26 protein-coding genes are annotated in these 26,895 nt (G+C 44.5%); 18 read left to right on the top strand and 8 right to left on the bottom strand.

Annotation, left to right across the window (positions count from 1 at the left end):
- The first annotated feature begins 466 nt into the window (after nucleotides 1-466).
- Genes J8L84_RS13185 through J8L84_RS13175 form a run of 3 tightly spaced genes read left to right on the top strand, consistent with a single transcriptional unit; the run spans nucleotide 467 to nucleotide 2,946 of the window.
- Nucleotides 467-1,417 carry an SDR family oxidoreductase gene (locus J8L84_RS13185; protein WP_211071092.1) on the top strand — a complete coding sequence of 317 codons (951 nt, stop codon included), beginning with the start codon at nucleotides 467-469 and terminating at the stop codon, nucleotides 1,415-1,417.
- Between the two features lie 36 nt (nucleotides 1,418-1,453).
- The gene (locus J8L84_RS13180; RefSeq protein ID WP_247670765.1) at nucleotides 1,454-2,182 is read left to right on the top strand and encodes a fibrobacter succinogenes major paralogous domain-containing protein; all 729 of its coding nucleotides are present in this window, start codon (nucleotides 1,454-1,456) and stop codon (nucleotides 2,180-2,182) included.
- 8 nt (nucleotides 2,183-2,190) lie between these two features.
- Nucleotides 2,191-2,946 (top strand): alpha/beta fold hydrolase, encoded by a 756-nt coding sequence (locus J8L84_RS13175; protein WP_211071091.1) that lies wholly within the window; start codon nucleotides 2,191-2,193, stop codon nucleotides 2,944-2,946.
- 67 nt (nucleotides 2,947-3,013) lie between these two features.
- Here J8L84_RS13175 and J8L84_RS13170 read toward each other — a convergent pair whose 3' ends face one another.
- Both J8L84_RS13170 and J8L84_RS13165 read right to left on the bottom strand, forming a co-directional pair.
- Entirely contained in the window at nucleotides 3,014-4,135 is a 1,122-nt protein-coding gene (locus tag J8L84_RS13170; protein WP_211071090.1) for a succinylglutamate desuccinylase/aspartoacylase family protein, read from the bottom strand.
- Nucleotides 4,136-4,270: 135 nt separating this feature from the next.
- Entirely contained in the window at nucleotides 4,271-5,197 is a 927-nt protein-coding gene (locus J8L84_RS13165; RefSeq protein WP_211071089.1) for a ThiF family adenylyltransferase, read from the bottom strand.
- 325 nt (nucleotides 5,198-5,522) lie between these two features.
- Between J8L84_RS13165 and moaB the strand changes: the two genes are divergently transcribed.
- From moaB to J8L84_RS13130, 7 genes are read left to right on the top strand one after another with little or no spacing between them, the layout of a single operon-like run.
- Nucleotides 5,523-6,026 (top strand): molybdenum cofactor biosynthesis protein B, encoded by a 504-nt coding sequence (moaB, locus tag J8L84_RS13160; RefSeq protein WP_061997063.1) that lies wholly within the window; start codon nucleotides 5,523-5,525, stop codon nucleotides 6,024-6,026.
- Nucleotides 6,026-6,550, top strand: coding sequence for a cyclic pyranopterin monophosphate synthase MoaC (gene moaC, locus J8L84_RS13155; RefSeq protein ID WP_211071088.1), 525 nt, complete (start codon nucleotides 6,026-6,028; stop codon nucleotides 6,548-6,550). Before moaB ends, moaC begins: the two co-directional genes overlap by 1 nt.
- Before the next feature lie 21 nt (nucleotides 6,551-6,571).
- Nucleotides 6,572-6,844 (top strand): MoaD/ThiS family protein, encoded by a 273-nt coding sequence (locus tag J8L84_RS13150; protein ID WP_211071087.1) that lies wholly within the window; start codon nucleotides 6,572-6,574, stop codon nucleotides 6,842-6,844.
- A 2-nt stretch (nucleotides 6,845-6,846) separates the two neighbouring features.
- Nucleotides 6,847-7,320 carry a molybdenum cofactor biosynthesis protein MoaE gene (locus J8L84_RS13145; RefSeq protein ID WP_211071086.1) on the top strand — a complete coding sequence of 158 codons (474 nt, stop codon included), beginning with the start codon at nucleotides 6,847-6,849 and terminating at the stop codon, nucleotides 7,318-7,320.
- Nucleotides 7,302-8,330, top strand: a complete 1,029-nt coding sequence (gene modA / locus J8L84_RS13140; protein WP_211071085.1) for a molybdate ABC transporter substrate-binding protein — start codon at nucleotides 7,302-7,304, stop codon at nucleotides 8,328-8,330. Before J8L84_RS13145 ends, modA begins: the two co-directional genes overlap by 19 nt.
- The gene (modB, locus tag J8L84_RS13135; protein WP_211071084.1) at nucleotides 8,331-9,023 is read left to right on the top strand and encodes a molybdate ABC transporter permease subunit; all 693 of its coding nucleotides are present in this window, start codon (nucleotides 8,331-8,333) and stop codon (nucleotides 9,021-9,023) included.
- Nucleotides 9,002-10,183 (top strand): ATP-binding cassette domain-containing protein, encoded by a 1,182-nt coding sequence (locus tag J8L84_RS13130; protein WP_211071083.1) that lies wholly within the window; start codon nucleotides 9,002-9,004, stop codon nucleotides 10,181-10,183. The genes modB and J8L84_RS13130 overlap by 22 nt, the downstream gene beginning before the upstream one ends.
- Nucleotides 10,184-10,287: 104 nt before the next feature.
- Here the strand turns inward: J8L84_RS13130 and hemN are convergent, their stop codons facing one another.
- Nucleotides 10,288-11,655 carry an oxygen-independent coproporphyrinogen III oxidase gene (hemN, locus tag J8L84_RS13125; protein WP_211071082.1) on the bottom strand — a complete coding sequence of 456 codons (1,368 nt, stop codon included), beginning with the start codon at nucleotides 11,653-11,655 and terminating at the stop codon, nucleotides 10,288-10,290.
- Nucleotides 11,656-11,894: 239 nt separating this feature from the next.
- Here hemN and J8L84_RS13120 point away from each other — a divergent pair, with 239 nt between their 5' ends.
- From J8L84_RS13120 to J8L84_RS13110, 3 genes are all read left to right on the top strand, one after another.
- On the top strand, nucleotides 11,895-12,698 hold the full coding sequence (locus tag J8L84_RS13120; RefSeq protein ID WP_211071081.1) for an SGNH/GDSL hydrolase family protein: 804 nt from the start codon (nucleotides 11,895-11,897) through the stop codon (nucleotides 12,696-12,698).
- A gap of 88 nt (nucleotides 12,699-12,786) precedes the next feature.
- The gene (locus J8L84_RS13115) at nucleotides 12,787-13,425 is read left to right on the top strand and encodes a DsbA family oxidoreductase (RefSeq protein WP_211071080.1); all 639 of its coding nucleotides are present in this window, start codon (nucleotides 12,787-12,789) and stop codon (nucleotides 13,423-13,425) included.
- Nucleotides 13,422-14,465 (top strand): XdhC/CoxI family protein, encoded by a 1,044-nt coding sequence (locus tag J8L84_RS13110; protein ID WP_211071079.1) that lies wholly within the window; start codon nucleotides 13,422-13,424, stop codon nucleotides 14,463-14,465. The genes J8L84_RS13115 and J8L84_RS13110 overlap by 4 nt, the downstream gene beginning before the upstream one ends.
- A 112-nt stretch (nucleotides 14,466-14,577) precedes the next feature.
- Here J8L84_RS13110 and J8L84_RS13105 read toward each other — a convergent pair whose 3' ends face one another.
- Entirely contained in the window at nucleotides 14,578-17,127 is a 2,550-nt protein-coding gene (locus J8L84_RS13105; protein ID WP_211071078.1) for a TonB-dependent receptor, read from the bottom strand.
- A 329-nt stretch (nucleotides 17,128-17,456) separates the two neighbouring features.
- Here J8L84_RS13105 and J8L84_RS13100 point away from each other — a divergent pair, with 329 nt between their 5' ends.
- From J8L84_RS13100 to J8L84_RS13085, 4 genes are all read left to right on the top strand, one after another.
- On the top strand, nucleotides 17,457-18,131 hold the full coding sequence (locus J8L84_RS13100; RefSeq protein ID WP_211071077.1) for a histidine phosphatase family protein: 675 nt from the start codon (nucleotides 17,457-17,459) through the stop codon (nucleotides 18,129-18,131).
- A gap of 28 nt (nucleotides 18,132-18,159) precedes the next feature.
- Entirely contained in the window at nucleotides 18,160-19,374 is a 1,215-nt protein-coding gene (locus tag J8L84_RS13095) for an acyl-CoA dehydrogenase family protein (RefSeq protein WP_211071076.1), read from the top strand.
- Between the two features lie 9 nt (nucleotides 19,375-19,383).
- Complete coding sequence (locus J8L84_RS13090; RefSeq protein WP_211071075.1) at nucleotides 19,384-20,424, top strand: phosphotransferase family protein; 1,041 nt, start codon at nucleotides 19,384-19,386, stop codon at nucleotides 20,422-20,424.
- A gap of 185 nt (nucleotides 20,425-20,609) precedes the next feature.
- Nucleotides 20,610-21,584 (top strand): NADPH:quinone oxidoreductase family protein, encoded by a 975-nt coding sequence (locus J8L84_RS13085; protein WP_211071074.1) that lies wholly within the window; start codon nucleotides 20,610-20,612, stop codon nucleotides 21,582-21,584.
- 113 nt (nucleotides 21,585-21,697) lie between these two features.
- On the opposite strand, the gene J8L84_RS13080 is transcribed toward J8L84_RS13085, so the two are convergent.
- The 4 genes from J8L84_RS13080 to J8L84_RS13065 form a co-directional block, all read right to left on the bottom strand.
- Nucleotides 21,698-22,045 (bottom strand): lactoylglutathione lyase, encoded by a 348-nt coding sequence (locus J8L84_RS13080; RefSeq protein WP_211071073.1) that lies wholly within the window; start codon nucleotides 22,043-22,045, stop codon nucleotides 21,698-21,700.
- A 271-nt stretch (nucleotides 22,046-22,316) separates the two neighbouring features.
- The gene (locus J8L84_RS13075; protein WP_211071072.1) at nucleotides 22,317-22,622 is read right to left on the bottom strand and encodes a hypothetical protein; all 306 of its coding nucleotides are present in this window, start codon (nucleotides 22,620-22,622) and stop codon (nucleotides 22,317-22,319) included.
- A 211-nt stretch (nucleotides 22,623-22,833) separates the two neighbouring features.
- The gene (locus J8L84_RS13070; RefSeq protein WP_211071071.1) at nucleotides 22,834-23,598 is read right to left on the bottom strand and encodes a glucose 1-dehydrogenase; all 765 of its coding nucleotides are present in this window, start codon (nucleotides 23,596-23,598) and stop codon (nucleotides 22,834-22,836) included.
- 10 nt (nucleotides 23,599-23,608) lie between these two features.
- Nucleotides 23,609-24,523 carry a haloalkane dehalogenase gene (locus J8L84_RS13065; protein WP_211071070.1) on the bottom strand — a complete coding sequence of 305 codons (915 nt, stop codon included), beginning with the start codon at nucleotides 24,521-24,523 and terminating at the stop codon, nucleotides 23,609-23,611.
- Nucleotides 24,524-24,768: 245 nt separating this feature from the next.
- Here J8L84_RS13065 and J8L84_RS13060 point away from each other — a divergent pair, with 245 nt between their 5' ends.
- Nucleotides 24,769-26,889: a 3-hydroxyacyl-CoA dehydrogenase NAD-binding domain-containing protein gene (locus J8L84_RS13060; protein WP_211071069.1), complete on the top strand. Its 2,121-nt coding sequence runs from the start codon at nucleotides 24,769-24,771 to the stop codon at nucleotides 26,887-26,889.
- Nucleotides 26,890-26,895 lie beyond the last annotated feature (6 nt).

Raw genomic sequence — 26,895 nt, 5'->3', positions numbered from 1 at the left:
AATTTAGTGTACGGAAAAAATCCTTTATGCAAGGTGGAAAATTTCCATATTTCATTGATTTATTAACCAAGTCTATTTTTTAAGTTTCTGAATGGCAAGTCATTATTAATAACCCCTAAACCACACCATGAGAAAGGCGGAAAAATTCCGTAATAGATCGAGTATATGCAACTGAATCCTTGGCTGTATAAAAAAACAGTGTTTGTGTGAAGTTATTTTAGTTTGATAAATTCTAAATTACCGCAGTAGTCATTCACTTGCTATGGGTTAGAGTAAATGCGCTAAATATAACTATTTTGATACAAATAGGCAGTTTTTAGCGACTATTACGCCTGCTAAATCTTGTATTAGAATACTATAATGAACTACATAGAGCAGCTTAAACCTTAAGCGCGTCACCAATCTTTTAATAGAGCTTACCTCAGGCTAGTCGGTGACCGCGTAATCAACTTTGGCAGGTAATTTTATGGCGACTAACAACCAATTTGGCCCTAAAGGCTGGACTCCCGAGCGTTTAGGATCTCTTACGGAAAAAACGTTTCTCATCACTGGCGCAAATACCGGCGCAGGATTTCAGGCTACGCGAATCTTGCTATCGAAAGGGGCTAGTGTGGTAATGCTAAACCGTAACCCTAGCAAATCGGAAGCTGCCATAGCCCGGCTAAAAAGTGAATTTGGTGATGAAGCTAAAGTTAGCTTTATACAATTAGATTTAGCGGAATTGGCGTCAGTAAGGCGCGCGTCGAAAGAAATATTAGAAAAGGTGCCTAAAATCGATGCACTGATGTGTAATGGCGCAATCGCTCAAATCGCCACGCAACAGCTTACCGTTGACGGGTTTGAAAGTCAGTTAGGGGTAAATCATTACGGTCACTTTCTATTATGTGGTTTGCTTTTTGAAAGAATTGACGCATCACATGGCAGAATTGTAGTGGTGTCTAGTGAAGGCCATAAAATGGGTTTAAAAGCCATTCAATTCGATGACATGAATTGGGACAAAAACTACCACCCAAATAAAGTGTATAGCCAAAGTAAGCTAGCTCAAATGATGTTTGCCTATGAACTGCAAGATAAAATCAAAGCGGCTGGGAAGAATGTGAAGGTCTACGTTTGCCACCCTGGGGCTTCTAATACATCCCTTATCAGGGAAAGCGCGAGCTTTATGACGCGGATCTCTTGGGCATTTATGGTTAAAATCGGCTTAGCGCAAACCGCTGAAAAAGGCGCTTACCCAGAGGTAATGTGTGCAACCGAAGAAAACTTAAAAGAGCGTGCTTATTATGGGCCAACTGGCATCATGAATTTTGGTGGTCCAGTAGGTGAGGGTAAGCTTGAATCATTTGTTTTGCAAAAAGACGCGTTAACTCGATTGTGGTCGCTTTCTGAAAAAGAAACCGCTATTGATTGGCCGCTTTAATTTAACAAGTAAGACGCTTTGTGTTTGGGCTAAAAGATGAAAAGATTAATTTTGGGTGTGGGTATCAGTATGTTAATTACAATGAATTCATCGGCTAACGATAGTAGTAAGTTTGCCGATACTCAGCAGGCTGTTCAAAGCTCGGAACAAAGCTCTGATCAAGGTGCAATACAAGATGTTGAGGGCAACGTTTATCGTACAGTTAATATTGGCGATAGAGTATGGCTGGCTGAAAATTTAAGGTCGACTAAATTTCAGGATGGCACTGCGGTAAATACGGGCTTCATTCCTGATGATAACGACAAAAACCTATCAAGCTATGGCAGGCTTTATGATTGGAATGATGTTTCTGACGCCCGAAATATTTGCCCTGTGGGGTGGCGAGTTGCATCAGATGAAGACTGGAAAGCGCTGGAGTCTGCTATTGGTATTGCCGAATCTGATCTGGATAAAGAAGGGTGGAGAGGCGAAAACGACATTGCGATTACACTTAAAGCTTCACAACCAAATACAGTGTTTAAGCGTTTTGACCAGTCCCAAGTAAATAAGTATAAATTTTCTGCCACGCCAGCGGGTGTGAAGTTGGGTAATTGGTATATTACCCAAGGCATGTATACTGAGTTTTGGACAAGCAGCAATGCAACTGAAAAAGAGGCGTTTGCTAGAACACTTGCATATTCGTGGTGGAACTCTCATAAAGGAGAAATTCGCCGCGCCAAACTCAAAAAGAGTTATATGTTCTCGGTTAGGTGCGTAAAAATTTAGGTTTAATAATGTTCCTTTTAACGACTACAAAAACCGTTGCTGTAACGGTTTTATTGCTATTGCTTTTTCATACTGCGGGTTGTGCTAATTCTGAAGCAAAGTCCCTTAACTACCAAGTGGATGATGATCTGGTGGTGCTAGCCCATGGATTAGGGCGAAGTGATTGGGCGATGTGGCGTTTTGCCCAGCGCTTAGAACACGCGAACTATAAAGTATGTCGATTAGACTACGCTACCATAGGGGTTAGTGTGGCGTCGGTATTAGATGAAACATCCAGCCAAATTGATGCGTGCTTACAAAATGCCCCCAAAGTACATTTTGTAGGGCACTCCCTTGGTGGTTTAGTCATTAGGGCGTATCTGCAAAACCACGAAGAAGCGTTAGAAGCTGTGGATGTGGGTGAGGTAGTACTAATCGGTACGCCAAACAAAGGCAGTGAACTGGCCGACTACTATAGTGATTCTTGGTTGATGAGCCTAGGTGGCGGAGTTAGTCGTGCGTTGGTAACAGGCACAAGAAGCTTGGGCAATAACCTTGATGCAATAGATTTCAATATAGGCGTTATTGCCGGCACCAAGCCATTGGGTTTAACGAACGACAGGTTCAAGGGGCCAAACGATGGTTTGGTATCAGTAGAATCAACCAAATTGGAAGGCATGAGTGATTTTATCACCATCGAGGTTGGCCATTCTCAAATGCGATATAGCGAAGAAGTGGCAAATCAAACTATACATTTTTTACAGAAAGGCGCATTTGAGCACTAATACGAAGACATTAGTGCTCCTATATAATCTTGCGCAATCTCGCAAGCAACCACGCGAATTACCTTAGCTAGGTGAGCGTTTCGTAATTAGTAAATACTTTATATAGCTGTGTGCCACTTAATACCGATGCCGACGGAAAGTGCAAAATAGGTATTAAATCGCATGGGGCGTTCAATAAACGGCTGCCATTATCGTTATCAAGCTCGTCAATATTTAGAATTTTAGCTAGGGGCTCACCAGCCTTAATAGTTTTCCCCGGTTTTGCCATGTATTCCACCATACCGCCCCAGTCAGTAAACAGGGTTTTATAGTCTTTCAGCATTACTCCCAACCGAGTCATATCGTCAGGCTTAACATCACAATTATGCAGTGCGCCTTTTGCGTTTAAGTAACTGAGTATACTTAGCGCATCCACATCGCCTTCGGTGAAATTAATCACCTCTTGGCTACCCATTTCAAGCGTAAAAGCTTCAACGTTAAATTCAATACTTCGCTGCAGGTTTGCTACAATACTTTCTTGTAGCGACCACCATGGGCAAAAAGTCGCTTCGTCTAATGCGCCAGCGAAAACGTTGGGAATAAAAATGCAGTGGGGAATATTGAATAGGCTAGCGCTGGGCTTAGCATACTCAGGCACATAAATATGGCGTGTGGAAACAGGGCCGTTATGTAAATCTAGTACAAAATCAGCATTCACTGCTAATTGCTGTAATTTTAAGTTAAGTTGCTGCGCTAAGCCTAAACCCCAAGGTGTGGCAAGTTTAGTATCAATGGCGCTTGATAAAAACGTTCTGAAACGTTGTTTTATGCCTTGTACCGACTCTTCTGGAGTGACGGTGTTAGCAAATTGCTCAACACTGTCTTTGTCGAAATGATAGCCTCGGTTCCAATTGGTGCCGTTTACTGGATCGAAGCGGCCCATGGTGTACTCACCGGCTTTTATATTCGTGCCCACAGGGTTGCAATTGGGTACCAAGATAACTTCACCACAAATATCCATGTCTTTTAAGCGTTGGATAAGGTGGTAAATCACTACGTTACCTTGCACTTCGGCGCCATGTATCGAGCTTTGAATGTATACGGTGGGGCCGGGTCTTGCGCCTCGCATTCGGTAAATAGGTACATTCATGTTTCTGCCAGAGGCGTTTTGCGCCACGACAATATGTTGTTTAACAACCTTAGTTGTCATAACTCTCTCTTTTTAGTTCGTTGTTATTCATGTCGTTATTTGTTGCTGATGGTTTCGCAATCGCTCATCTAAGCTGTTGTATAAGCGCTTACTTTAGCGCTTACTTTAGCGTATCGCTGATACTTATCATTACTGTCATGCGCTACCGTCGTTATTGTCGGTATCTTTATTTTGCTCACCGCAAACATCACACTGCATAGTATTTGGTAAGGTCCATTGTTGCCATTCATGTTGTAAGCCGTCGAAGGTTAACAAGGTATTCAGCGGCACTGAACCTACTCCCATCAGTACTTGCATGGCAAGCAGCGCTTGGTAGGTGCCTACAATATTCACGATGGGCGAAAAAATGCCTGCTTCTGTACAGCTTAATTCGGGAGCGCTAAACAACCTGCGTAAGCACGCATAGCATTGGCTCTCGCCAGGTTTGGCTACAAATAATTGACCTTCAAAGCGAATGGCCGCACCGGAAATTAAAGGTACGCCGTGTTTATAACATAAGCGGTTTATGAGGTCGCGGCTTTGCGTGTTATCGGTACAATCCAGCACAATGTCGTGCTCGCTAAACAGTTTGTGGGTAGTTATTTCAGTTTTCTCTATTTCTGTAGAATCTGTCTTAGTAGCATATACTCCAGAGCCGCCAATCCCACAGCTATCTATCTCAGTGCGTTCTGCACCAGAGCTATTTACCCCAAAGTCGTCTTCGCGAGTTAGTGGCGTGTTATCTGGTTGCAAACTCGCTTCAATACCTACAATGTCGCAATCGCTATTTATTTGCGCCAGCCTAGCTTTTGCCGCCATCACTTTTGACTGTCCAATTTGGCTTTCATCGAACAAGGTTTGGCGGGGAAGGTTGGTGTGTTCAACAATATCGTTGTCTATGAGTGTAATTTTGCCCACACCACTGCCACATAAGCTTGTAGCCGCCGCATTACCTAAACCACCTACACCAATCAGTAGAACGCGAGACGATGCCAACAATTCCTGCCCATCTATATCAATTTGAGGCAGCACAATTTGTCGGTTGTATCGCATTACCTGCTTAGTTGATAGCGGGGTTTTCATTTACGCAGTACCCTTATAGATGAATTGGTGTTGTTCACGTTGTGCTTTTAAGCCCTACCACTATTTTAAATCATATTGGTACATGGCAATGCGTCATACGACCAACACACAACAATTTTCAGATTAGGCGCTGCATTTTACAAAATAAGCTTTTAAAATCGACGCCTTGTAAAAACGCAGCGCCGGACTAAAAAACCGAAGCGCCGCTAGTGCAGTATATGTTGCCGCATACATCAATGTGGTAAGCTGAACGTAACATGATGTATTAATTAGGCGTACTTTATCAAAGCCTGAATAAATGTCGCATATCAATTTAGGATTTCTTATGTCTGTAGTTAGTCAGCCGCTTAATTTGGCGGTACTTACCATTTCTGACACCCGCACACTTGAAAACGATAAGTCAGGGGATTATTTAACTGGCGCATTAGAAACAGCTGGGCATAACTTAGGCGACAGAGCCTTAGTAAAAGACGATATCTATCAGCAACGCGCTATAGTGTCAGCGTGGATAGCAAACCCCGACATTCACGGAATATTAATTACCGGTGGCACCGGCTTCACGCATAGAGACTCTACGCCAGAAGCTATCAGTGTTTTATTCGATAAACAGGTTGATGGATTCGGTGAATTGTTTCGCCAAGTAAGCTACGAAGAAATTGGTACTTCTACCATTCAATCTCGCGCTATTGCGGGCTTTGCCAATAATACCGTCATCTTTTGTTTACCAGGTTCTACAGGTGCCTGTAAAACCGGTTGGGAAAAAATCATTGCTAGCCAATTAGATGTCGATTTCAAACCTTGTAATTTCGTTAAACACTTGGTGTCGTAATGGCCACATTTAGTCATTTAAACGCGGGCGGCGAAGCTAACATGGTGGATGTTAGTGATAAGGCGGTAACGGTCAGAGAAGCCACTGCTCAAGGCTATTTATATGCTAGCGCAGAGGTTATCAGCCAAATAAGCAATGCTACTATTGCTAAGGGCGATGTATTTGCCGTTGCACGTATTGCAGGTATTCAGGGCGCAAAGCGATGTGCCGATCTTATTCCTTTGTGCCATCCACTAGCGCTCTCGAAAGTCGATATTAACTTTGCCATTGAGCCGGAAAATAACCGTATAAAAACCACTTGTTTTTGTAAGCTAAGTGGAAAGACAGGGGTGGAAATGGAAGCCCTTACCGGCGTTAACGTGGCTTTGCTTACCTTGTTTGATATGTGTAAAGCTATCGATCCTGGTATGCGCTTAGAAGGCATTCAAGTGCTCGATAAAAAAGGCGGTAAAACGGGGCATTGGCAATCTATCGGTGAACCAGTTAGCAGCCATATCAAAGACAAGAACCCATTAGGTGAGTAATTTACCTTCATAGGAATCAACATGAATGTAACCGTGAAAACCTTTGCGCAATTACGTGAAATTACCCAAGAGGGCAGCTTTACCTTAACGCTGCCTGATAACATCGTCACTATGGGGGATGTTATTACTTTGCTAAAAAGCCGAAGTGACAAATGGGTGCAAGCCCTTGGTGCCACTGCTGATAGCGATAATAGCAGTGTACTAATGGCGCGAAACCAGCAACTGTGCGATATACAAACTCATGTTCAACCAGGTGATGAACTTGCCTTTTTCCCACCAGTAACGGGGGGATAATCATGTTTGCATTAATTGGCGATGCCGACTTCGATCAACAATGGTTATATAATCGCTTACGCCAAGAAGCTAGCCAAAAAGCGAAAGGCAACGTAGGCGCTATTGTTACCTTTACTGGTTTAGTGCGCGACAACAATGTCGATGGCAATATTTTAGGCATTGAGCTTGAGCATTACCCTGGCATGACAGAGCAAGCCTTAACCGACTTAGTGCAACAAGCCATCACTCGATTTTCGCTAACCTCGGCAGGCGCGGTGCACCGTGTTGGCCGATTGTATAACGACGAGCAGATAGTATGGGTGGGTGCAGCCGCACCCCATCGCGCCGCGGCCTTTGAAGGCGCTAACTTTCTAATGGATATGCTTAAGCAATCTGTCCCCTTGTGGAAAAAAGAGTTTACCCGAGATGATTCACGTTGGGTTGAGGTAAAAGCCTCAGACGACAAGGCCGCTTTGGCTTGGTTACGAGAAAAATAGAAATGGCGGTTAGCGCAAAGATACTTGCTTGTTCACGAATAATACCCGCGAGTTTGAGCACGGGAGTAGGTAAACTTAAAGGCAGCGCGGGTACGTTTCTGCCTGTTGTCTTTTTTACTCTGAGCTTTGCGTGCAATGCGTCAGTATCAAACACGTATCTTGATTCGGATAATGATTCCGCTAATTATGGCAAAGCAGTGCCCATCTTGTCTTCGCCATTACGGGTAGCAGTAGCCGCAAATTTTGCCAAGCCCTTACGAAACATCGCCAATGATTATTTTAAGAAAAGCGGGCAGGAAGTCAGTGTTACCGTTTCTTCCAGTGGAACCCTATTTGCACAGCTTACCCATGGTGCACAGTTCGATGTATTCCTCTCTGCCGATACTGCTAGGCCAAATGCGTTGGTAGAGGCCGGGCGTGTTAACGGTGAAGATGTGCATGTTTATGCTAAAGGTAGGTTGGCCTTTCTGTTATCGAATACCACAGCTTCAATACCTAATTTTACCGCTGCTTCCTTGGCTGGGAAAAAGCTGGCTATCGCAAACCCTAAACTTGCTCCTTATGGCAACGCAGCAAAACAGTATCTTGTTAATACCAAGCAATGGAACACGGTTTCCCCGCATATTGTGATGGGGAAAAACGTACTTCAAACCTATCAGTTTTTTACTACAGGTAACGCCGACTATGCCTTGGTGGCATACTCACTTACACTGGCGGATAAGCAAATTAAAGAGGCTGGTGGGCGTAATGCTAATGGGCGTGCTGCTACGGCATTACTCATTCCCGATACCCTGCATCAGCCTATATTACAAAGCCTTGCGGTTACTGCTGCCGCCGATAGAAAAGCCGCAGCGTCAGCATTTTCTCGTTATTTATTGTCGTTAGAAGTACAGGAAAACTTACCCAATTGGGGTTACCAACCCGCTAATGATTCACCACCGGTTAGCGGAAATTCGCGTATTAGTGAGAGCAAAAAAGTAGACAGCAGTGCCACTAGAGGCTTACCGTAAATGCTAGAGAATAACGCCTTTGCCGCAGTAGGCTTAACCCTAAAATTGGCGTTTTTAACCAGTGTGCTATTAATGGTACTGGTTACGCCTTTGGCGTGGAAGTTAGCAAATTGGCAGCATAAATTAAAACCCGTGTTTATGTCGGTGCTTGCATTACCCTTGGTACTTCCGCCCACAGTGCTCGGGTTTTACCTGCTGGTGGCGTTTTCGCCGCAAAGCCCAGTAGGAGAAGGGTGGCAATGGCTCACCGGCCATCAACTTGCGTTTAGTTTTGATGGCTTAGTAATAGGCTCTTTTATTTACTCGCTCCCTTTTGCGTTACAGCCGCTGTATAGCGGCTTTACTCAACTCGATAAACGGTATGTTGAAGTGGCGCATTCATTAGGTTTTGGAAAAATTGAGACGTTTTTTCGCATCATACTCCCCTTGTGCAAAGCGCCGTTTATAGTGGCATTTGGCCTTAGCTTTGCCCATACCATAGGTGAATTTGGTGTGGTGCTAATGATTGGAGGCAATATTCCAGGTGAAACCCAAGTGCTCTCAATTGCGTTGTATGAGCATGTTGAAGCCTTAGAATATGGCCAAGCACATGCACTTTCGTTAGGGCTACTGCTGTTTTCATTTTTGCTGCTTACGCTGCTGTATCGCTTTAATGGAAAAGGAGGGCAAGGTTGGAGTTCAATGTCTCGTTAGTAAACCGCATTAGTGCGAAAGCTGAGTTGCCAGATTCCATGCAAGTTGTGGGTATTACCGGGCCGTCAGGTGCCGGAAAAAGCAGCTTGCTTCGCGCGTTAGCGGGGTTCGAGCCTGAAGCGACGGTAAGTGTTAATTGGTTTGGCGAAGGCGCTAAATCAATAGCTAACGCTAAAGCGGGTTCAGCTACAAAGACGGTAAACGCGATAAACAAAAATAGCGCGCTTGCCCCCGTGCGAGTGGGCTTAGTATTCCAACAACCTATGCTATTTCCTCATGTAAATGTAAAAGGTAATTTAGCACTGGCGCAACGTCATGCAGGCAGCAAAGCGTTAGCGGTAGAGCATGCCCTTGCTGGGTGTGAGTGCGAACACTTGTTGCATAAATCAATAGATAGCCTTTCAGGTGGCGAAGCGCAGCGAGTGGCGTTAGCGCGAGCACTAGTTAATGGGCCAGATGTGTTAATGCTTGATGAGTCGTTAAGCGCATTAGATGCTACGTTACGCAGTAAAATCCTACGATTTTTAGTAAAAACCTGTGGGCGCTTAAATATAAAATTGATCATGGTGTCTCACGATGTTCAAGACTTAGCCTTATTTTGTGATGGGCTAATAGCTATTGTAGATGGGGTGGTAGACGTAACCGGCTCAGTAGCTTACGTTATGGCAAAAATCGCCAGCCAAGGTAGCGTAGAAAACCCCTGTGCCATATTAGAAGGTGAGATAATTCGGAACTCGGATGATTTTCCTCACCCGTTTACTCGTTTAAACGTAAGCGGCAATATATTGTACGCTAAAGCGACCGTTCAAAGTGATAACGAACAAAATAACTACACTGAACATGGGCTAAACTCGAACCCGCGTCAAGTGCGAGGAAAAATAGCCGTTTTTGCCAGTGAAGTGAGTATCGATACCAATACACAAGTGAACGTACCCTCTAGTAGTATTTTGAATGCGCTACCGTGCGAGGTGGTGAAAATTTATCACCCTAAAATACTGCAATCAAACAACCCGCAATCTAACAGCCAGCAACTTCAAACCGCAATCGTAATGCTTACCCACGGTGATCAAACGCTATATGCCAGAGTAAGTACTTTATCGATTGAAAGGTTGAAACTTGAACCTGGTTTGTCCGTGGTGGCCAGGTTCAAACTTCAGTAGATGTGCAGCGCGCTTTAAAGCGAGGCGTTTGATATTTCCGCGATCTAAATTCCCACGACCTCCATTCTCGCGATATAAATCCTCGCGATCTGAACTCCTGCTTCCTAAATCGCAGTAGAATAGCGCGAGATATGATGGTCTTTATTAAGGTAAGCATCGAACCTTGCACATATTGCTCTTATGTAAATGCGAGACTTATCTGGAACACTAATATAACGGTCGCTAAGCTCAATAATACCGTCGGCCACTAAGGATTTAAGGCTTGTTAATTCAATACAGAAATAGCCATTGAAGTTAATATCGTACTTATCTTCAATGTCTTTTTTGTCTAAATACAAATTGCACATTAAAGACATGATCACATCTCGGCGGATACGATCGTCTAAGCTTAACGCAATGCCATTGGCCGTTAGCGGTGAGTCGTTATCTAACCGGTTATAATAGTCTTTAAGTTGCTTAGGGTTCTGACCATACGCATTGCCTATTGTGCTAATAGCCGATACACCTAAACCAAGTAAGTCACTGTTTTTATGGGTAGTGTAGCCTTGAAAGTTTCGGTGTAATACATGGTTGTGCTTAGCCATGGCTAAAGTATCACTGGGTTTAGCGAAGTGATCTAAACCAATCATCTCAAAACCTGTTTTAGTAAAGCTCTCTACTGCCATTTGGTGCAGTGCCGCTTTTTCATCAGGGGTGGGTAGAGTATCTAACGGTATTTTTCGCTGGGCTGCGAACCTATCGGGTAAATGGGCATAACTAAAAAGAGAGATTCGGTCGGGAGACATGGCTTTTACCGCCACTACCGTGGTGCGGAACTTCTCCATAGTTTGTTTGGGTAAACCATAAATCAAGTCTAGATTAACCGAGGTATAGCCTATGTTTTTTGCACTAAACACTAATTTTGCAATGTGAGCCGTACTTTGAACCCGATTGATAGACTGCTGAACATCCACATTAATATCTTGCACACCGAAGCTAACGCGGGTGTAACCTAACTCATTTAAATCCTCTAAGTAATCACAAGTCACATTTCTAGGATCTAACTCAATCGAAAACTCTGCATCGCTGGAAATAAGAAAGTGTTTCTTAATTAAATACATTAAATAGGTATGTTGTATTGCTGAAAGGAAGCTAGGAGAACCTCCACCTAAATGAAGCGCTACCACTTTTTTATCTTTATATAGCGACTTTTTCGCTATCATCTCTTTTTCAATATAGCTAAGGTAATGGTCGGCTTTTTCGTTGTGGCGGGTCACTATTTTATTGCAGCCACAGTAATAGCAAAGCGCTTCGCAGAAAGGGATGTGAATATACAAACTTATGGTATCGGCACCACAGTTTTCAGACGCGCTCTCTAATAAGCCGTCATTCACCGCCTCAAATTTAAGTGCAGTAGGGTAAGAAGTGTAACGTGGCGCCTGTTGTGCATACTTTGTAATTGTACTTGTGGCTTGTTCAATTGGCGAATTCATAGTTATCTTCTGCTTAGTTTGCTAGTAAAGTAGCGAAAGACCCACATACACGGTGTCTTTCTTTCGTGTTAAACCCATTTCATCATTGATAGTAATGCAAACTAGTAAGGTGTTTATTGATCTCGTTCAAGGTTTTGCTCTTAAACATACTCATTATAGTCAGTTTTCCAATTTTGCTAGTGCAAGGCTTGCGGGTAAGGAAAAAAACGCTCAAATTACCGGAACCTACGGGCAGTAGAGTGGGCTGTTGCCATTGCATTAACAAGGTCGCCAGCAAAGCAGATTTTAAAGACCATGCGCATTCAAAATCTTCATTGGCGTTATTAATTGCGGGAGATTCCGCCGCCGCTGGTGTGGGAGTATCTACCCAAAAACAAGCACTATCTGGCTGGCTAGTGGAAAGCTTATCAGCAAATTACTGCATTAATTGGGAGTTAAAGGCCAAGACAGGAGCTAACAGTACTGATTTGTTATCCATGTTGCAGCGGGCTAAACCAAACTCTGAACCTACTGTTGATTCTAAATCAACGCCGCCTTCACTACTTACTTCTACTCAAATACTCAATTCTACCTATGACTTCCACACGCCTATTGAATGCAGAGCGTTTGACGTGGCGGTAATTTCAATAGGGGTTAATGATGTTACTGGTTTTACTTCTTTGCGGAAGTGGCGTAGCAACCTAACGCAAATAATTGAAATACTAAAAGCGCGATACCAGTGTAAGTTTATTGTATTTACTGCGCTGCCTCCCATGCACGAATTTCCCGCGCTACCTCAACCATTACGGTGGGTATTAGGGCAAAAAGCGAAGTACCTTAATGCAGCCTTGCTAAAGCTGGTGAACAAATATCATGGGGTTAACGTACTCACCCTAACGCTAAATCCAATAGATAATAGCCAATCAAACAACACACACAATTACATGGCCGATGACGGTTTTCATCCGCAAGTTGCGGGCTATCATCTGTGGTCTAACGCTGTTGTGAAGTTAGTGAACGAAGAACTTGATGAATTGGTCGGTAAAAATAGCCATGTTGGTTGAAGCTGGAAGGTTCACCCCTACAATGCATTATTCATTTATCAGGTGTTGAAAAAACAACAATATTTAACGGCTTCGCGCTGGAGGTGCAATGAAAAAAGTAACAATAGATATGGTGTCAGATGTAGTTTGCCCTTGGTGCATTATTGGTTACGAACGTCTACAAAAAGCCATCGCGCAATTAGACGATATAGAAGTAACCATTCAATTCCACCCGTTTGAACTTAATCCGAACATGCCGCAAGAAGGCCAAGACGTTCGTGAACATATAATGGAAAAATACGGGCTTACACCAGTACAAAGCGATCAAAACCGACAACAACTTATTGATGCAGGTGCATCAGTTGGTTTTGAGTTTGATTACTTCGACGGCATGCGCATGGCGAATACCTTCAATGCACACCAAGTGCTGCACTATGCAGGGGAAAAAGGTAAGCAAGAAGCGCTAAAATTACGCTTGTTTGCCGCATATTTCAGCGAAAGAAAAAACGTGAACGATACTGACGTGTTAGTGAGCGAAGCCGTGTCTGTAGGGTTAAACGAGCAAGAGGTACGTGAACTTTTGGCCAATCAAACTTACGCCGATGTGGTTCGAGAGCACGAGAACTTATGGTTGCAACGTGGTATTCAAAGTGTGCCTACTTTTGTGATTGGCAATAATGGTGTTGCAGGCGCACAAGACCCAGATACTTTAGCGCAATTTATTGTGCAAGCATCAACCGAGCAATGAGTAACCAGCTAATACACCTTTTAGCCCAGTGGCATCCGCTAAAGGATTCTCACCAGTGGGTGCTGGGGCTTATTTATAAAACGGAAGGCTCTTGTTACAGAAAAGCCGGGGCTGTGATGTTGTTCAGCGACACAGGGCACCAGCTTGGTGTGTTAAGTGGGGGCTGCCTTGAGTCAGATATCAACAAGCAAGCCCAGCGGGTAATGCAAGATGGTAAGTATCGCACAGCGGTTTATGATGATAACGACGAAGAAGATATTGCCTTTAAGTTAGGTGTCGGCTGTGGCGGGGTTGTGCATTTAGCGCTGCTGCCCGTAAATAGCGATAATCATTATTTACAGTTACATACTGTGTATTCTCATTTGGTAAGTGGGAAGGCTTGCTTATGGAAGCAAGAAATCAATGGCCAGCTTTCCTCTTCTGTTAGTGTTTGCGACAGCCAACAATCCAGTTCAAGAGAGCCGGCTGGCACTACCCCTCTGGTGAAGGCTGAAGCTAAAAAAGTGGCTGCTTTACTGGATACCCAAAACGGAAAGCGCTTTTTAACAGTACCTTGTCAACCGCCTCCACACTTACTTATTATTGGCGGTGGATACGATGCAACCTTTGTGGTGAAGATGGCGGTACAGCAAGGATGGTCGGTGAGTGTGTGGGATCCTAGGCCAGCACAGGCAAGGGTAGAGCACTTTACCGATGCTAACTTTATTGTCGAGTCTACTGAAGCGGAAGCACTCAAGTTGCATATCGCAGAGCATAATATCGATGCAGCGGTGCTGATGTCCCATCACCGTCAAATTGACAGCAAAGCCTTAGCAACATTAAGTCGGCACCCGCTGAAGTACGTGGCAATGTTGGGGCCTGTTCATCGTAAAGAAGAAATGTTTGCGCTAGCTGGGGTGACAGAGAGTGACTTTCAGGGCTTCTTTGCTAGCCCGGCTGGGTTTGATATTGGCGGCGATTTACCTGAAAGTATCGCGTTGTCGATTATCGCTCAGTGCCATGCAGTGCTAGCTCAAAAGCTACCATCATTAAAGCAGTAGTGTAGAACTCGCGGTTAATATACACAGCTCTGCAAATCGACAGCCCCATAGGAAACGAGAATATGGGGCTTTTTTAAATATTTAAAACGCATTAACTTAGCAAAGGCAAACGTTAAAAACGCTTTCTTACCGATACACCAAAGGTGCGAGGTGCGCCGGCGTAAGCCATAATTTTTCCTTCTTGCACTGGCACATCAAAACCGCTTCTGGCGATATATTCTTCATCTAAAAGATTTCGAGCCCATACAATGACTTCGCTGTCCCATTCATCAAGATGAAGTGCAAGTCGAGCGTTAATAATCTCGTATGAACCAGACTGTTTATACGGGTCGTTCGAATCATCCAAATATACATCGCCCGTATATTGATAATCTGCGCTTATTGTAGCGTCGTAACTCGCCACTGAAAAATGGTGGTCTAGCATAGCTGAAAAGCTGTTTTGAGGCTCGAAGCCCACCCTGTCACCGTCTCGTGCGCAATATGGGTCGGTAGGTGACGCTCTGCCCGGATCGTCAATACCTGTATGCCATGAATAAGCCACCCAACATGTACCCTGTTTGAAGGTATCGAAATTGGCTAACGTACGTGATGCATTAAGCTGAAGTTCTGTATTTGCGCTTATCAACCAAGTAGTTTCAACCTCCAGTCCTTTAACATGAATGTCGCCTGCGTTTTGTAGGTTAAACCCCGTGCCAGTAAAAGTGGTCGCTTGAAAATCTCTAATAGTAGAATAATGTGCCGCAACATTTACCCGCACACCATATTCAGGCCAGTCCTGTTTTAACCCTATTTCTGCACTGCGGGCCTTTTCAGCCTCAAAAGTGGCATCCAAAGACGGTAAAATGCGATCGGTATTGGTGCCGCCTGCCTTATAACCTGTGGCCAAGCTGGCATAAATCAGCTGGTTTTTATTAGGCTGGTAAGCAAGCTTTACTGTGCCCGTTAACTGGCTATCATCTATTTCTTCGTTTAAGTCAGGCCGAGGGAGCACCGCGGATGATCCTAAGAAAAAGTATCCCCATCCTGGTTGCTGAAAAGGTGCTAGGTCATTTAGCGACGTTGGACTAATTGCAGTACCCGTAACAAGCGCTACGCCAATATCATTCAACGCTGTCACCGCAGCACCTATATTCGGTCTACTTTCCGGGGCGCCGTTTAAGCCATCAATGCCAGGGCCTTGTTCGGTGTACCTACCATCTATCGACTTCTTTTCATCGGTAAAACGCAGGCCAGTCGTAAAGGTAAGTGAATCAGAAAGCAACCAGTCAGCTTGAGCAAAAAGAGCAACACTGTCTTGTTCTTGATTTGCGGTATGCATAAATACGGTATTGCTTGGTGCAGCCGCCCCAGAAGGGGCGATCAACCCGCCTGTGGCTGCGCTGAGTCCATCAATTGCATTTGCTAAGGGAAGTAATTGGGCACCTGCAATACTAAAGAAGCTGTCGAATTCCGACTGTGTTGTGGTGTTAAAGGTTAAATCTAAATTTTGGCTGAAGTAATATGCACCCACAAGTCCACGAATTTTATCGCTTCTATAATGCAATCTAAACTCTTGAGAGAAAGATTGCTGTTTTGCATCGTTAGTAGCGGTTAACAGGTCCGCATCTGAAAAATCAGTATCTATACTATCTATACTGTCAAAAGCGCGATAAGCCGTAATACCCACTAAAGACCATTGTGCATTAAGGGCTACATCAATTTGAGCCGAAACACCTTTATCTTCCATTTTTGAAAGAGGGGGCTGAGACAACGATGTGGTGAAGTCGTAGAAATCCTTCGTACTGTAAATAGTGGCGTTAAAGGGGGGCTGAGAAAGCAACGCATCGGTGCCAAACTTGCCAGAGATTTCATTTGCTTGAAAATTATTTTGCCAAGTAAGCGCACCGCAACAGCGCTCATTTAACTCACCGTAATCGGCAATAATACGAACGCTCACGTTCTCTGTTGGCGTATAAAGCCACTGAGCCTTTACCGCTGAGCGATTTTTATTATTTAAACTTTGCCCAGAATTGGCATCGGTAATGTAGCCATCACCATCGGTTTTAAAGCCTGAAATTCGCATGGCTAATACATCATCAATCAGTGAGAACGAAGCGCCAACGCTTACTCTCAATAATGAATCATTGCCCGCCAGTACTTCTACAAACCCATCGGTATCAGTATGACTTGGCGCCACAGAGGTAAGTGTCATTGCACCTGCCGCAGTATTTTTACCAAACAAGGTGCCTTGGGGGCCGCGCAGTACTTCAATAGCGGCAATATCGACTAAATCGTTTATAAGGGCATTTTGCCTTGAACGATAAACCCCATCCACATATAAACCCACAGAAGATTCGAAACCGAAGTTTTGTGAAGATGTGCCAATACCGCGAATAGAAAACCCTGAATTAGTCACGCTTTGATTTTGAAAAGCACCAAAAGCTGGTACATAGTTTTGTAAATCAAAAACGTCTTTCACTACGGTTTCGATTAGATCGTCGCCGGAAAGGGCGGTCACCGCAACAGGGACTTCCTGTAAATTTTGTGTCGTTTTTTGTGCCTGAACAGTAATGTGCTCTAAGGCGCTATCTTGGCTGTAAGCAAGTGAAGATGTGCAACTCGCCGCAATACCTAGTGAAACACCTAGTGCGACAAGTGTGTGCTTGGGCAGCAATTTTTTCATTTTTATTTTTACCTAACATCTAACCCATTTCAAACGAATAGCGTCGTTTGACTACAGCTAGAACCTTAGCAGTAAATTTACGCTTTGCATCATTATGCAAAAAAGAACGTAACAACCTAGTGTTGTAGTAATTTTAAGTCGTTATAACAATGGTACACATATTTCGAAAACCAACCGTTTTAACGACCCGTTTTAACGACATTGTGGCGTGTGTATTCGCCTTATTTCCCCATAGCCTAACATGATGTATTCCCATTCAAAATATCAATTAAACTTATGGCGCTACTTTTCTTACCATGGTTAACATATTGATAACATCAGAGAGTAGTATGACTGACATCTACCTAGTACGCCACGGGCAAGCATCTTTTGGCGCAGCAAACTACGACAAACTCAGCGACTTAGGTGCACAACAGTCCGAGTGGCTTGGGCACTATTTCAAGCAGCGCGATATTACTTTCGATAGTGTTTTTATGGGTGACATGGTGCGCCACAGAGAGACCGCCGAAGGTATTGCAAAGGGGGCAGGTTTTTTACCCCAAGCAAACATCAACAGTGAACTGAACGAATTTAACTTCCAAGCTGTGGCAACGGCATTTTTAACCCGATACCCAGATCAAAAAGTCCCCGAAGGTGCGTCTCGCGCTGAATATTATCGCTTGCTTAAAAAGGCCATGCTGGCATGGGCAGCCAATGAACTGGACCATAACCTATTAGATGAAAGTTGGGCGGGCTTCGAAGACAGGGTTGCCACCATGCTAAGCGCACTTCAAAGCTCAGAAGCTAAGCGAGTGCTAGTGGTGAGTTCAGGTGGTGCTATCGCCATGATGTTAAAACACATACTCGGATACGACGCCCCAACGGTTATTAACATGAATTTGCAGATTAGAAATGCGAGTTTTTCTCAGTGCTTCGCGAATACTCGCGGCGTGCATCTGAACAATTTCAACAGCGTACCACATTTAGATGTTGTGGATAGATTACACGCTGTGACATACAGCTAAACAGCGCTATCAGCGGATAAGGACAGTTATGAACTTTGAATATAATGAAAGAACACAAACGCTTTTAACGAAATTAAGAGCCTTCATGCAAGAAGAAGTGTACCCAATTGAAAAGGAATATGTTCACGCGGTAGAAAATGGTGAGAACCGTTGGCAAACCCCCGATATGATGCAAACCCTCAAACAACGCGCTAAAGACGCGGGCCTTTGGAATCTATTCTTGCCAGAGGAATACAAACCTTATGGGGCTGGGTTATCAAATGCTGAGTACGCCCCTTTATGTGAAGAGATGGGGCGCGTGTTGTTTAGCTCAGAAATTTTCAATTGTAGCGCGCCAGATACCGGCAACATGGAAGTATTGGCGAAGTACGGAAATGAAGAGCAAAAAAAACAATGGCTAGAGCCGTTGCTTAATGGCGAAATTCGTTCGGCATTTGCCATGACCGAGCCAGCAGTAGCTTCAAGTGATGCGACTAATATTGAAACCTCTATTACCCGCGATGGCGATGAATACGTAATCAACGGGCGCAAATGGTACACCAGTGGTGCCATGAACGAAAATTGCAAAATCATGGTGGTAATGGGTAAAACTGATTTTGAAGCTGCTCGCCATCAACAACAGTCGCAAATTTTAGTGCCAATGGACACTAAAGGGGTCACCATTGTGCGCCCAATGGCTGCGATGGGTTATTTTGATGAACCAGTAGGGCATGCGGAAGTATTGTTCGATAACGTGCGTGTTCCAGTAAGTAACTTATTACTTGGTGAAGGCAGGGGTTTTGAAATTGCACAAGGTCGCTTAGGGCCAGGTCGTATTCATCACTGCATGCGTTTAATTGGCTGTGCGCAGCGCGCCTTAGATTTAGCCTGCGAGCGTGTAGAACAGCGTGAAGCGTTTGGTAAGCCACTTAGCAAGCAGCAGTCAGTGCGAGAGAGTATTGCGCAAATGCATTGTGACATTGAGCAAGCTCGCTTATTAACACTTAAAGCCGCCGATAAAATGGACAGATACGGCAATAAAGTCTCTCGCGATATTATTGCAGCGATAAAAATTGTTGCACCTAAAATGGCGTGTAAGGTTATTGACGAAGCTATTCAAATACACGGTGCTGCCGGTACAAGCCAAGACTACGCCTTGTCAGCCATGTACGCGTACGCCAGAACCATTCGTTTAGCAGATGGCCCTGATCAAGTGCACATGATGCAACTGGGTCGCAATCTTATTGCCGAAAAGAACGCTTAAGGAGTATCTGTGGCTACGCACACACTAGATATAGACACGTTAAATCGCTACTTAAATAAGGCGTGCCCAGAAATAGGCACGGTATTGTCGGCAGAGAAATTCTCTGGTGGGCAATCTAACCCTACGTTTAAATTAAATGCTGATTCTGGCGTTTATGTGCTGCGTCGCCAACCGCCGGGGAAACTGCTTAAGTCTGCCCATGCGGTTGATCGCGAGTACCGCGTGATTAATGCACTCAGTAATACAGAAGTACCTGTGCCTAAGGTTTATCACTTGTGTGAAGATGCCGACATTATAGGCAGTATGTTTTACATCATGGCTTACGTTGAGGGCGACATCTATTGGAACAGCGCCTTACCGGAAGTCGATAGCCCCAAAACCCGTGGTGCCATGTACGATGAAATGAACCGCGTGTTGGCAGTAATGCACAGTGTTGATATTGAAGCCGCTGGGTTAACGAGTTACGGCAAACCCGGGAGTTACTTTTCACGTCAGTTAAGCCGCTGGACTCAACAATACCGTGCGTCTGAGCTAGAACACGTTGAAGACATCGAACAGCTTATTACCTATTTAGAAGAAAATTTGCCTGAAGACGACGGGCAGATAGCCTTAGTTCACGGTGATTTTAGGTTAGATAATATGATGTTTGATATGTCTAACCTTGATGCACCTAAAGTGATTGCGGTACTTGATTGGGAACTGTCTACCTTAGGGCATCCATATGCTGATTTAGCCTATCAATGCATGCAATTGCGTTTACCGAGTGACATTGCCCACGCTTCCGGCTTAGGCGGGTTAGACAGAGACGCGCTAGGTATTCCTAGTGAAGAAGAATACGTAAATGCCTATTGCAAACGACGGGGCATCGACAAAATAGACAACTGGACGTTTTACCTCGCGTTTAGTTTTTTCCGTTTAGCGGCCATCCTGCAAGGGGTGGTAAAACGGGCCCATGACGGGAATGCATCAAGCGACAAGGCGATGCAATTAGGCGCTATGGTGCGCCCTTTGGCACAAATTGCGAATAAAACAATTCATCATAACGGGTAAACCACCGAATACGGTTGTGAACCTTATTTACTTTGAAGCGGACTTGAACGCCATGCGGATGGTGATTGTGCTCACTCGCGGTACTAATAAATAGGCGCGAGTGGGATTACTTAAGCACTAATGAACAACTTGTCGCCCGTTGATAAACGAGCGGTAAGCAAAGAAACGAATGATAAGGAGTGGCTATGAAAGCGATTGTATGTGAAGCATTTGGACCAATAGACGATTTAAAATGCAAAGAAATTGACGATCCAGTAATCAAGCCAGGACACGTAGTCGTGAATGTAGAGGCGGCTGGTGTAAATTTCCCTGATGGGCTACTGGTGCAAGGTTTATATCAAATGAAACCGCCATGCCCATTCGTGCCAGGAAATGAAGTGGCTGGTGTGGTAGCCGAAGTGGGAGAAGGCGTAAAGCATATTAGTGTTGGGCAGCGTGTTATTGCATTGTCTAACCTAGGCGGCTTTGCAGAGAAAGTATTGGTGCCTGCTACGCATGTTATGCCATTACCCGATCCTATCGATGTAAAAGAAGGTGCAGCACTAGTGACTGCGCACGCTACTGCCCACCATGCGCTAAAACAGCGAGCCAAAATTCAACCGGGTGAAACCCTTGTGGTAACAGGCGCGGCTGGCGGTACTGGCTTAGCGGCAGTGCAAATAGGTAAGGAAATGGGGGCTACGGTTATCGCCGTTTGCTCTACTGAAGAAAAGCTTGCGCTGGCCAAAGAGCATGGCGCAGATATACTTATTAACTACAAAGAAAAGAACCTAAAAGATGCCATTAAAGAAGCCACAGACGGCAAAGGCGCTGATGTGGTTTACGAATGTGTTGGTGGCGATACTTTTCACGCCTGTAGCCGCAGTATGGCGTGGGAAGGGCGTTTGCTTGTAGTTGGTTTTGCGGGTGGTGAAATTCCTCAATTCCCTGTGAACTTATCGTTAGTGAAAGGCTATTCAGTAGTTGGCGTATTTTGGGGTTCATTCACTCAGCACGATCCAAAAGGCTTTGCCGCTAACATGCAAGAGCTTTTAACCTGGTATGTGCAAGGTAAAGTGAAAGTTGTGGTAGATGAAGCCTTACCCATGGACCGTGCTACCGAAGCCATGGCTAAAGTGATGAACCGCGAAGTAAAAGGCAAAATGGTTATTACGCCATAGCGTTTTGGAAAAATAACCTGAAAGCGCTATTAGGTATAAACGAAAGATAAAAGCGACAAGGCATGGCTAACGACAGCAGGTCACTCTGTTGCCTTCCATGCCTTTTTTATTGTTTAAGACTTTTGAAGCTCAGTGATATGCAATAGTTCGCCGCTAGGGCCCCACAGATAAAATACCTTTCCCCACACTTCTATCGAAACGTCTGATATCTTGAGTTTATCAGTGGCTTTTTTACATAATGAATGTGCCGCTTCAATATCCTTTACACAAACCTGCAGCATGAAGTTGTTAGCCAAATCTTCCTGATAGAAATTCTGTAAAAAGAATTGGCAATCGCCATTTTCAAATAAGGTTAATTCATCGGAAACAAATTCACCTTTAAAACCGATTTGGCCGTAAAAACTTTTCGATATTTCGTAATCTTTACTGGGAATGAATACTTTGATGTGGTCAACAACCATGCGCTTCTCCAACCATTGTCTAACTGACTTTTAGCCGTATTGTGGCATACTAATGACGTTGATTATAGGCAGCCAAATGTAGATGAATACAGATAAGTGTAGATGAGAAACGGCGCTTATATCAGCAATGTATTTAGCTGTTGGCTATAATAAGCACATGCCAATAGGCTTAAATAAGCTGGGGTCGAAGCAGGTTGGTCGAGCTAGAAGCAGAGCGGCGATTGCTTACAGGTATGCAAATATTTATGGGCTTACAAGCATTGACTGGTAATTACTGAGCTACAACAATACCTTGTGGCAAAGCTGTATGAAGTAAGCGCGTAGCGTTAGATGCAGAACGCTTTTGTGTTGAAACAGAAATCAAACGTTTAAGCGCAAAAGAAGAAGACTGGCTTCGTACTTTCTTAACGGTAACGGGTGAATTCTGCGTAGGGTTTACAAGCTGAAACCCAGATGTTGATGCTGAAGCAGACGTTGCGTATTGCGTTGATAGCTCGTTGGCTAAACCGTTCGAAGATAGGCCTAAACCAACAACAATGCTGCTCATAGTAATGAAGTGTCTTAATGTCATTTTCATAAGTACTCTTAGCGTATAGCTTCTTAGCGCACAGATTGGCTAGGTAAAAAGTCAGAAGCGACTAACAAGTCGCTTCGTCCGAAGGTTTTGTTTGTTCCGCTTCATTACAACTAAAGTCGCACTAAAACAAAACATCACCCTTTATACTAAGGTATGAAAACTTATACTTTTGGATGCCCGTTTAAACCAGCAACAGGCATCCGCCAAGCGCTTACCATGCAGTGACGCCGCCATCTACCGCAACAGTTTGCCCATTCATGTAACTATTACCTGGTGACAACATAAGGATCATGGCATTCACAATTTCTTGAGGCTCGCCTAAGCGTTTCATTGGGCTTCCCATGCCAAGTTGAGTTTGTGCTTCTTTGGTGTTGTAACCATCCACATTTAAAATGTTGGTAGGGCTATAAAAAGGGCACACTGCATTTACACGTACATTCTTTCGGCCATATTCAACAGCAGCAGTTCGAGTCACGCCTGCAACCGCATGTTTAGCGGCGGCATACGCGCCACCTTTCGGTGCGCCGCCTAAACCGGCAAGGGAACTCACATTTAATATATGTCCTTGCTTCTGCGATAACATCTGCGGCAATTGATACTTCATGCCAAACATCACGCCTTTTACGTTCACAGCAAACTGAAGGTCTATTATCTCTTCGGTCATTTCATGCATAGGGGCAGGAACATGGGCAATGCCGGCATTGTTGATGGCGATATCTAAGCGACCAAATTTCTCTTTTGCTAACTCCACCAAGGCTTTGTTCAATGCCTCACTGGCAATATCGCCCGCTTTCGTTACCACATCGGTATAGCTTGCAACGTCAGCGCGACATGACGCTAAGTTTTCTTCATTAATGTCCGATAGCACCAGTTTGGCGCCTCGACTCCCTAAGCCTTCTGCTAATAAGCGGCCAAAACCGCTGCCCGCGCCGGTGATTAATATTACTTTGTCGCTAAAATCTAACAATGAATCCATGGTGGTTCCCTTAAGCTTGTCCAGTTGCGTTAATAAAAGTGATAAGAAGATCGGCCAATTCAGGTCCTTTATCTTCTTGTACGAAGTGTCCGCCTTTCACTACCGTGGTGTGCTGTACACCTCGACAGCCAGGTATCAAAGACTGCATGAGCTTGTCGCCCCCAGCGGTTACCGGATCGCTGTCACTGAATGCGGTCATAAATGGCGTATTAAATTGTTTTAATCTTTCCCACGCATCTCGGTTTGCTTGAGTTTGGGGATCGTCGGGTGTGGCGGGTACTAATAAAGGAAACTGTCTGGCTCCTTCTTTATATTCTTCAGAGGGGAAAGGGGCGTCGTAAGCATCTAATGTTTCTTGAGAAAGCGTAGATAAGGTTCCACCTTTAATTACACCTGATACGGGAAATATCGGCACATCCTGTGAGAATCGACGCCAGTTTAAAAACGCCTCTGGTGGTGTATGTTCACCAGTAGGTAAAAAAGTGTTAGATGCCATAACGCCAGCAAAACGATCTGGCATGTCGGCAACTAGTCTTAAGCCCAACAACCCTCCCCAGTCTTGACAAAAGAGCGTGACTTTTCCTTCAACGGTTTGATTAAACCAATCTTTAAGCCAAATTAGGTGGCGGGCATAAGTGTAATCTTCCCGCCTAGTGGGCTTATCTGAACGGCCAAAGCCGATAAGATCAGGGACTAACACATTAAAACCTGCATCGGCCAATATCGGAATCATGGTGCGGTATAGGTAGCCCCAAGAAGGCTCGCCGTGCAAAAGAAGAATAGTGTGGCCATCTTCGGGACCGCACTGATAATAAGCCATGGCTATTTCGCCGCTTACCGTATCGGTAACGTTTACGTACCTCGGCTTATAAGGAAAGTCGGTAATAGAAGAGAATGCACTTTCAGGGGTTTTTAAGACTTGCATACTTGCCCACCTCAAATGTAAATTATATGTAACTAATTATTGTGTTAGTTAACAAAAACACTAGTAAGGTAATCTGTCAAATCTTCCTTATACCCTATCGAATAAGCGCTCAAAGGGAGTTGGGCACAAATAAAGGGGTTGCTGTCCATATTAAATATTGTGATGAATGTCTATAACACCAATAAACTTGGATGATTGACAACACTGCAATAACATCCAATTAACGTGAATAACAGGATACCGTTATGACAGAGATGGAAAACAAGGCAGTGGGCTACACAGTCCAACAGGGCGTAGCAACTATTACTATGCAAAGTGCGCCAGTAAACGCACTTTCTCGTGCAGTACGAGTGGGTCTAATAGATGGCATAGAAAGCGCATTAAACGACGACAGTGTTAGTGCTATTGTAATCACTTCTTCTCTCGCCCTATTTTCGGGTGGCGCTGATATTAGTGAATTCTCCGGTGGCGATTTATCGCCGAACCTTCCTGAAGTACTCGACAAAATCGAAAATGCAACTAAACCTGTAGTGGCTGTATTGCCCGGACCAGCGTTTGGTGGTGGTTTAGAAGTGGCGCTAGCGTGTCATCACAGAATTACTTTTGCTGGCAACCAGGTTGGTCTTCCAGAAGTTAACCTAGGCATATTGCCAGGTGCAGGTGGAACGCAGCGTTTACCACGTTTAGCCGATCCTGCTACCGCTTTAACAATGATAGTTACCGGTAAGCCTACTCCGGTAGTGAAGCTTCCAGGTGTATTCGATAAGATTTCTGATAAACCTGAACATCTGCTTGAAGACACTAAGCAGTATCTCGGTTCATTAACTGCTGAAAACGGCATTAAACGTACCAGTGATATTACGCTGACAATGTCTGAAGAAGTGCAAGGCGTATTTGATGCCGTAACCGCACAAACGAAAAAAGCAGCACGAGGCTTTTTTGCACCATTAAAATGTATTGAAGCAGTTAAAGGCGCTTATACATTAGCCTTTACCGATGGCCTTAAACACGAAGGGAAATTGTTCATGGAATGCATGAACACCCCTCAAGCCCGCGCACAACAGCATTTCTTCTTTGCCGAACGAGCAGCGGGTCACGTGAGTGATTTCGACAAGAGCACGCCAGAGCGCAGTATTGAGAAAGTCGCGGTTATTGGTGCTGGTACCATGGGCGGCGGCATCGCCATGAATTTCGCGAATGCCGGTATTCCAGTCACTATGCTAGAGCTCAAGCAAGAGGCGCTAGATAAAGGTCTGGCCCTTATTCGCAAAAATTACGAAAACTCAGCGAAAAAAGGCAAGTTAACGCAGGAACAAGTAGAAACGCGTATGGCGCTGTTAAGCGGCACCACAACGTATGACGACTTAGCCGATGTTGATCTTGTTATTGAAGCTGTATTTGAAAAAATGGAAGTGAAGAAAACTGTTTTCACTACCTTAGATAAAGTCTGTAAGCCAGGGGCTATTTTAGCATCTAACACGTCTACCCTTGATGTGAACGAAATTGCTGCGTGCACGTCACGACCTCAAGATGTTATCGGTCTTCATTTCTTTTCGCCAGCCAATGTTATGAAGCTGCTAGAAGTGGTTAAAGCACAAGATACATCAGCAGACGTTATCAAAACCTGCATGAAGTTAGCCAAACGCATTAAGAAAGTCGCGGTATTGGTTGGCGTATGTTTTGGGTTCGTTGGTAACCGTATGATTGAACCTTATGGCCGTGAAGCTAACCGTTTATTGCTAGAGGGGGCGAGCCCTGAGCAAGTTGACCGTGTGCTTACACAGTTTGGTATGCCTATGGGGCCATTTACCATGGGTGACATGGCAGGGTTAGACATTGGTTACTATGTACGCCAATCTCGCCAAGCCTTTATTTCACATGACCCTTCTTACGGTGCAGTGGCTGACCGATTGGTAGAGAAAGATCGTAACGGTCTTAAAACGGGTCGTGGTGCTTATCTTTATGAAGCTGGCAGCCGTGTTCCAATTCCAGACCCTGAAGTACTAGAAATTGCTAAACAAGAAGCTGCGCGCCTTGGAGTTACCCATCGCGATGACATTAGCGATGAAGAAATTCTGGTACGTTGTCTATACACCTTAATTAACGAAGGCGCATGCATTCTTGAAGAAGGCATTGCGGCTAAATCTAGCGATATCGATGTTATCTATGTGTATGGCTATGGCTTCCCAGTTTATCGTGGCGGCCCTATGCAGTATGCCGATGAAGTTGGCCTTGGGGGAATCGTCGATAAGCTATCTACCTACGCTGAAAGACTGGGTGACTACGGAAAAATGTGGTTACAACCAAGCGACCTATTAATCAAGCTAGCGCAAGAGCGCAGTAGCTTCGCAAAATTTAAAAACTAAGGAGTA

It is taken from the genome of Alteromonas sp. MMG017, assembly GCF_018100795.1.
GTDB lineage: Bacteria > Pseudomonadota > Gammaproteobacteria > Enterobacterales > Alteromonadaceae > Alteromonas.
Note: the sequence above shows the minus strand (reverse complement) of the source record. Positions and strands in the feature narration are given on the sequence as shown.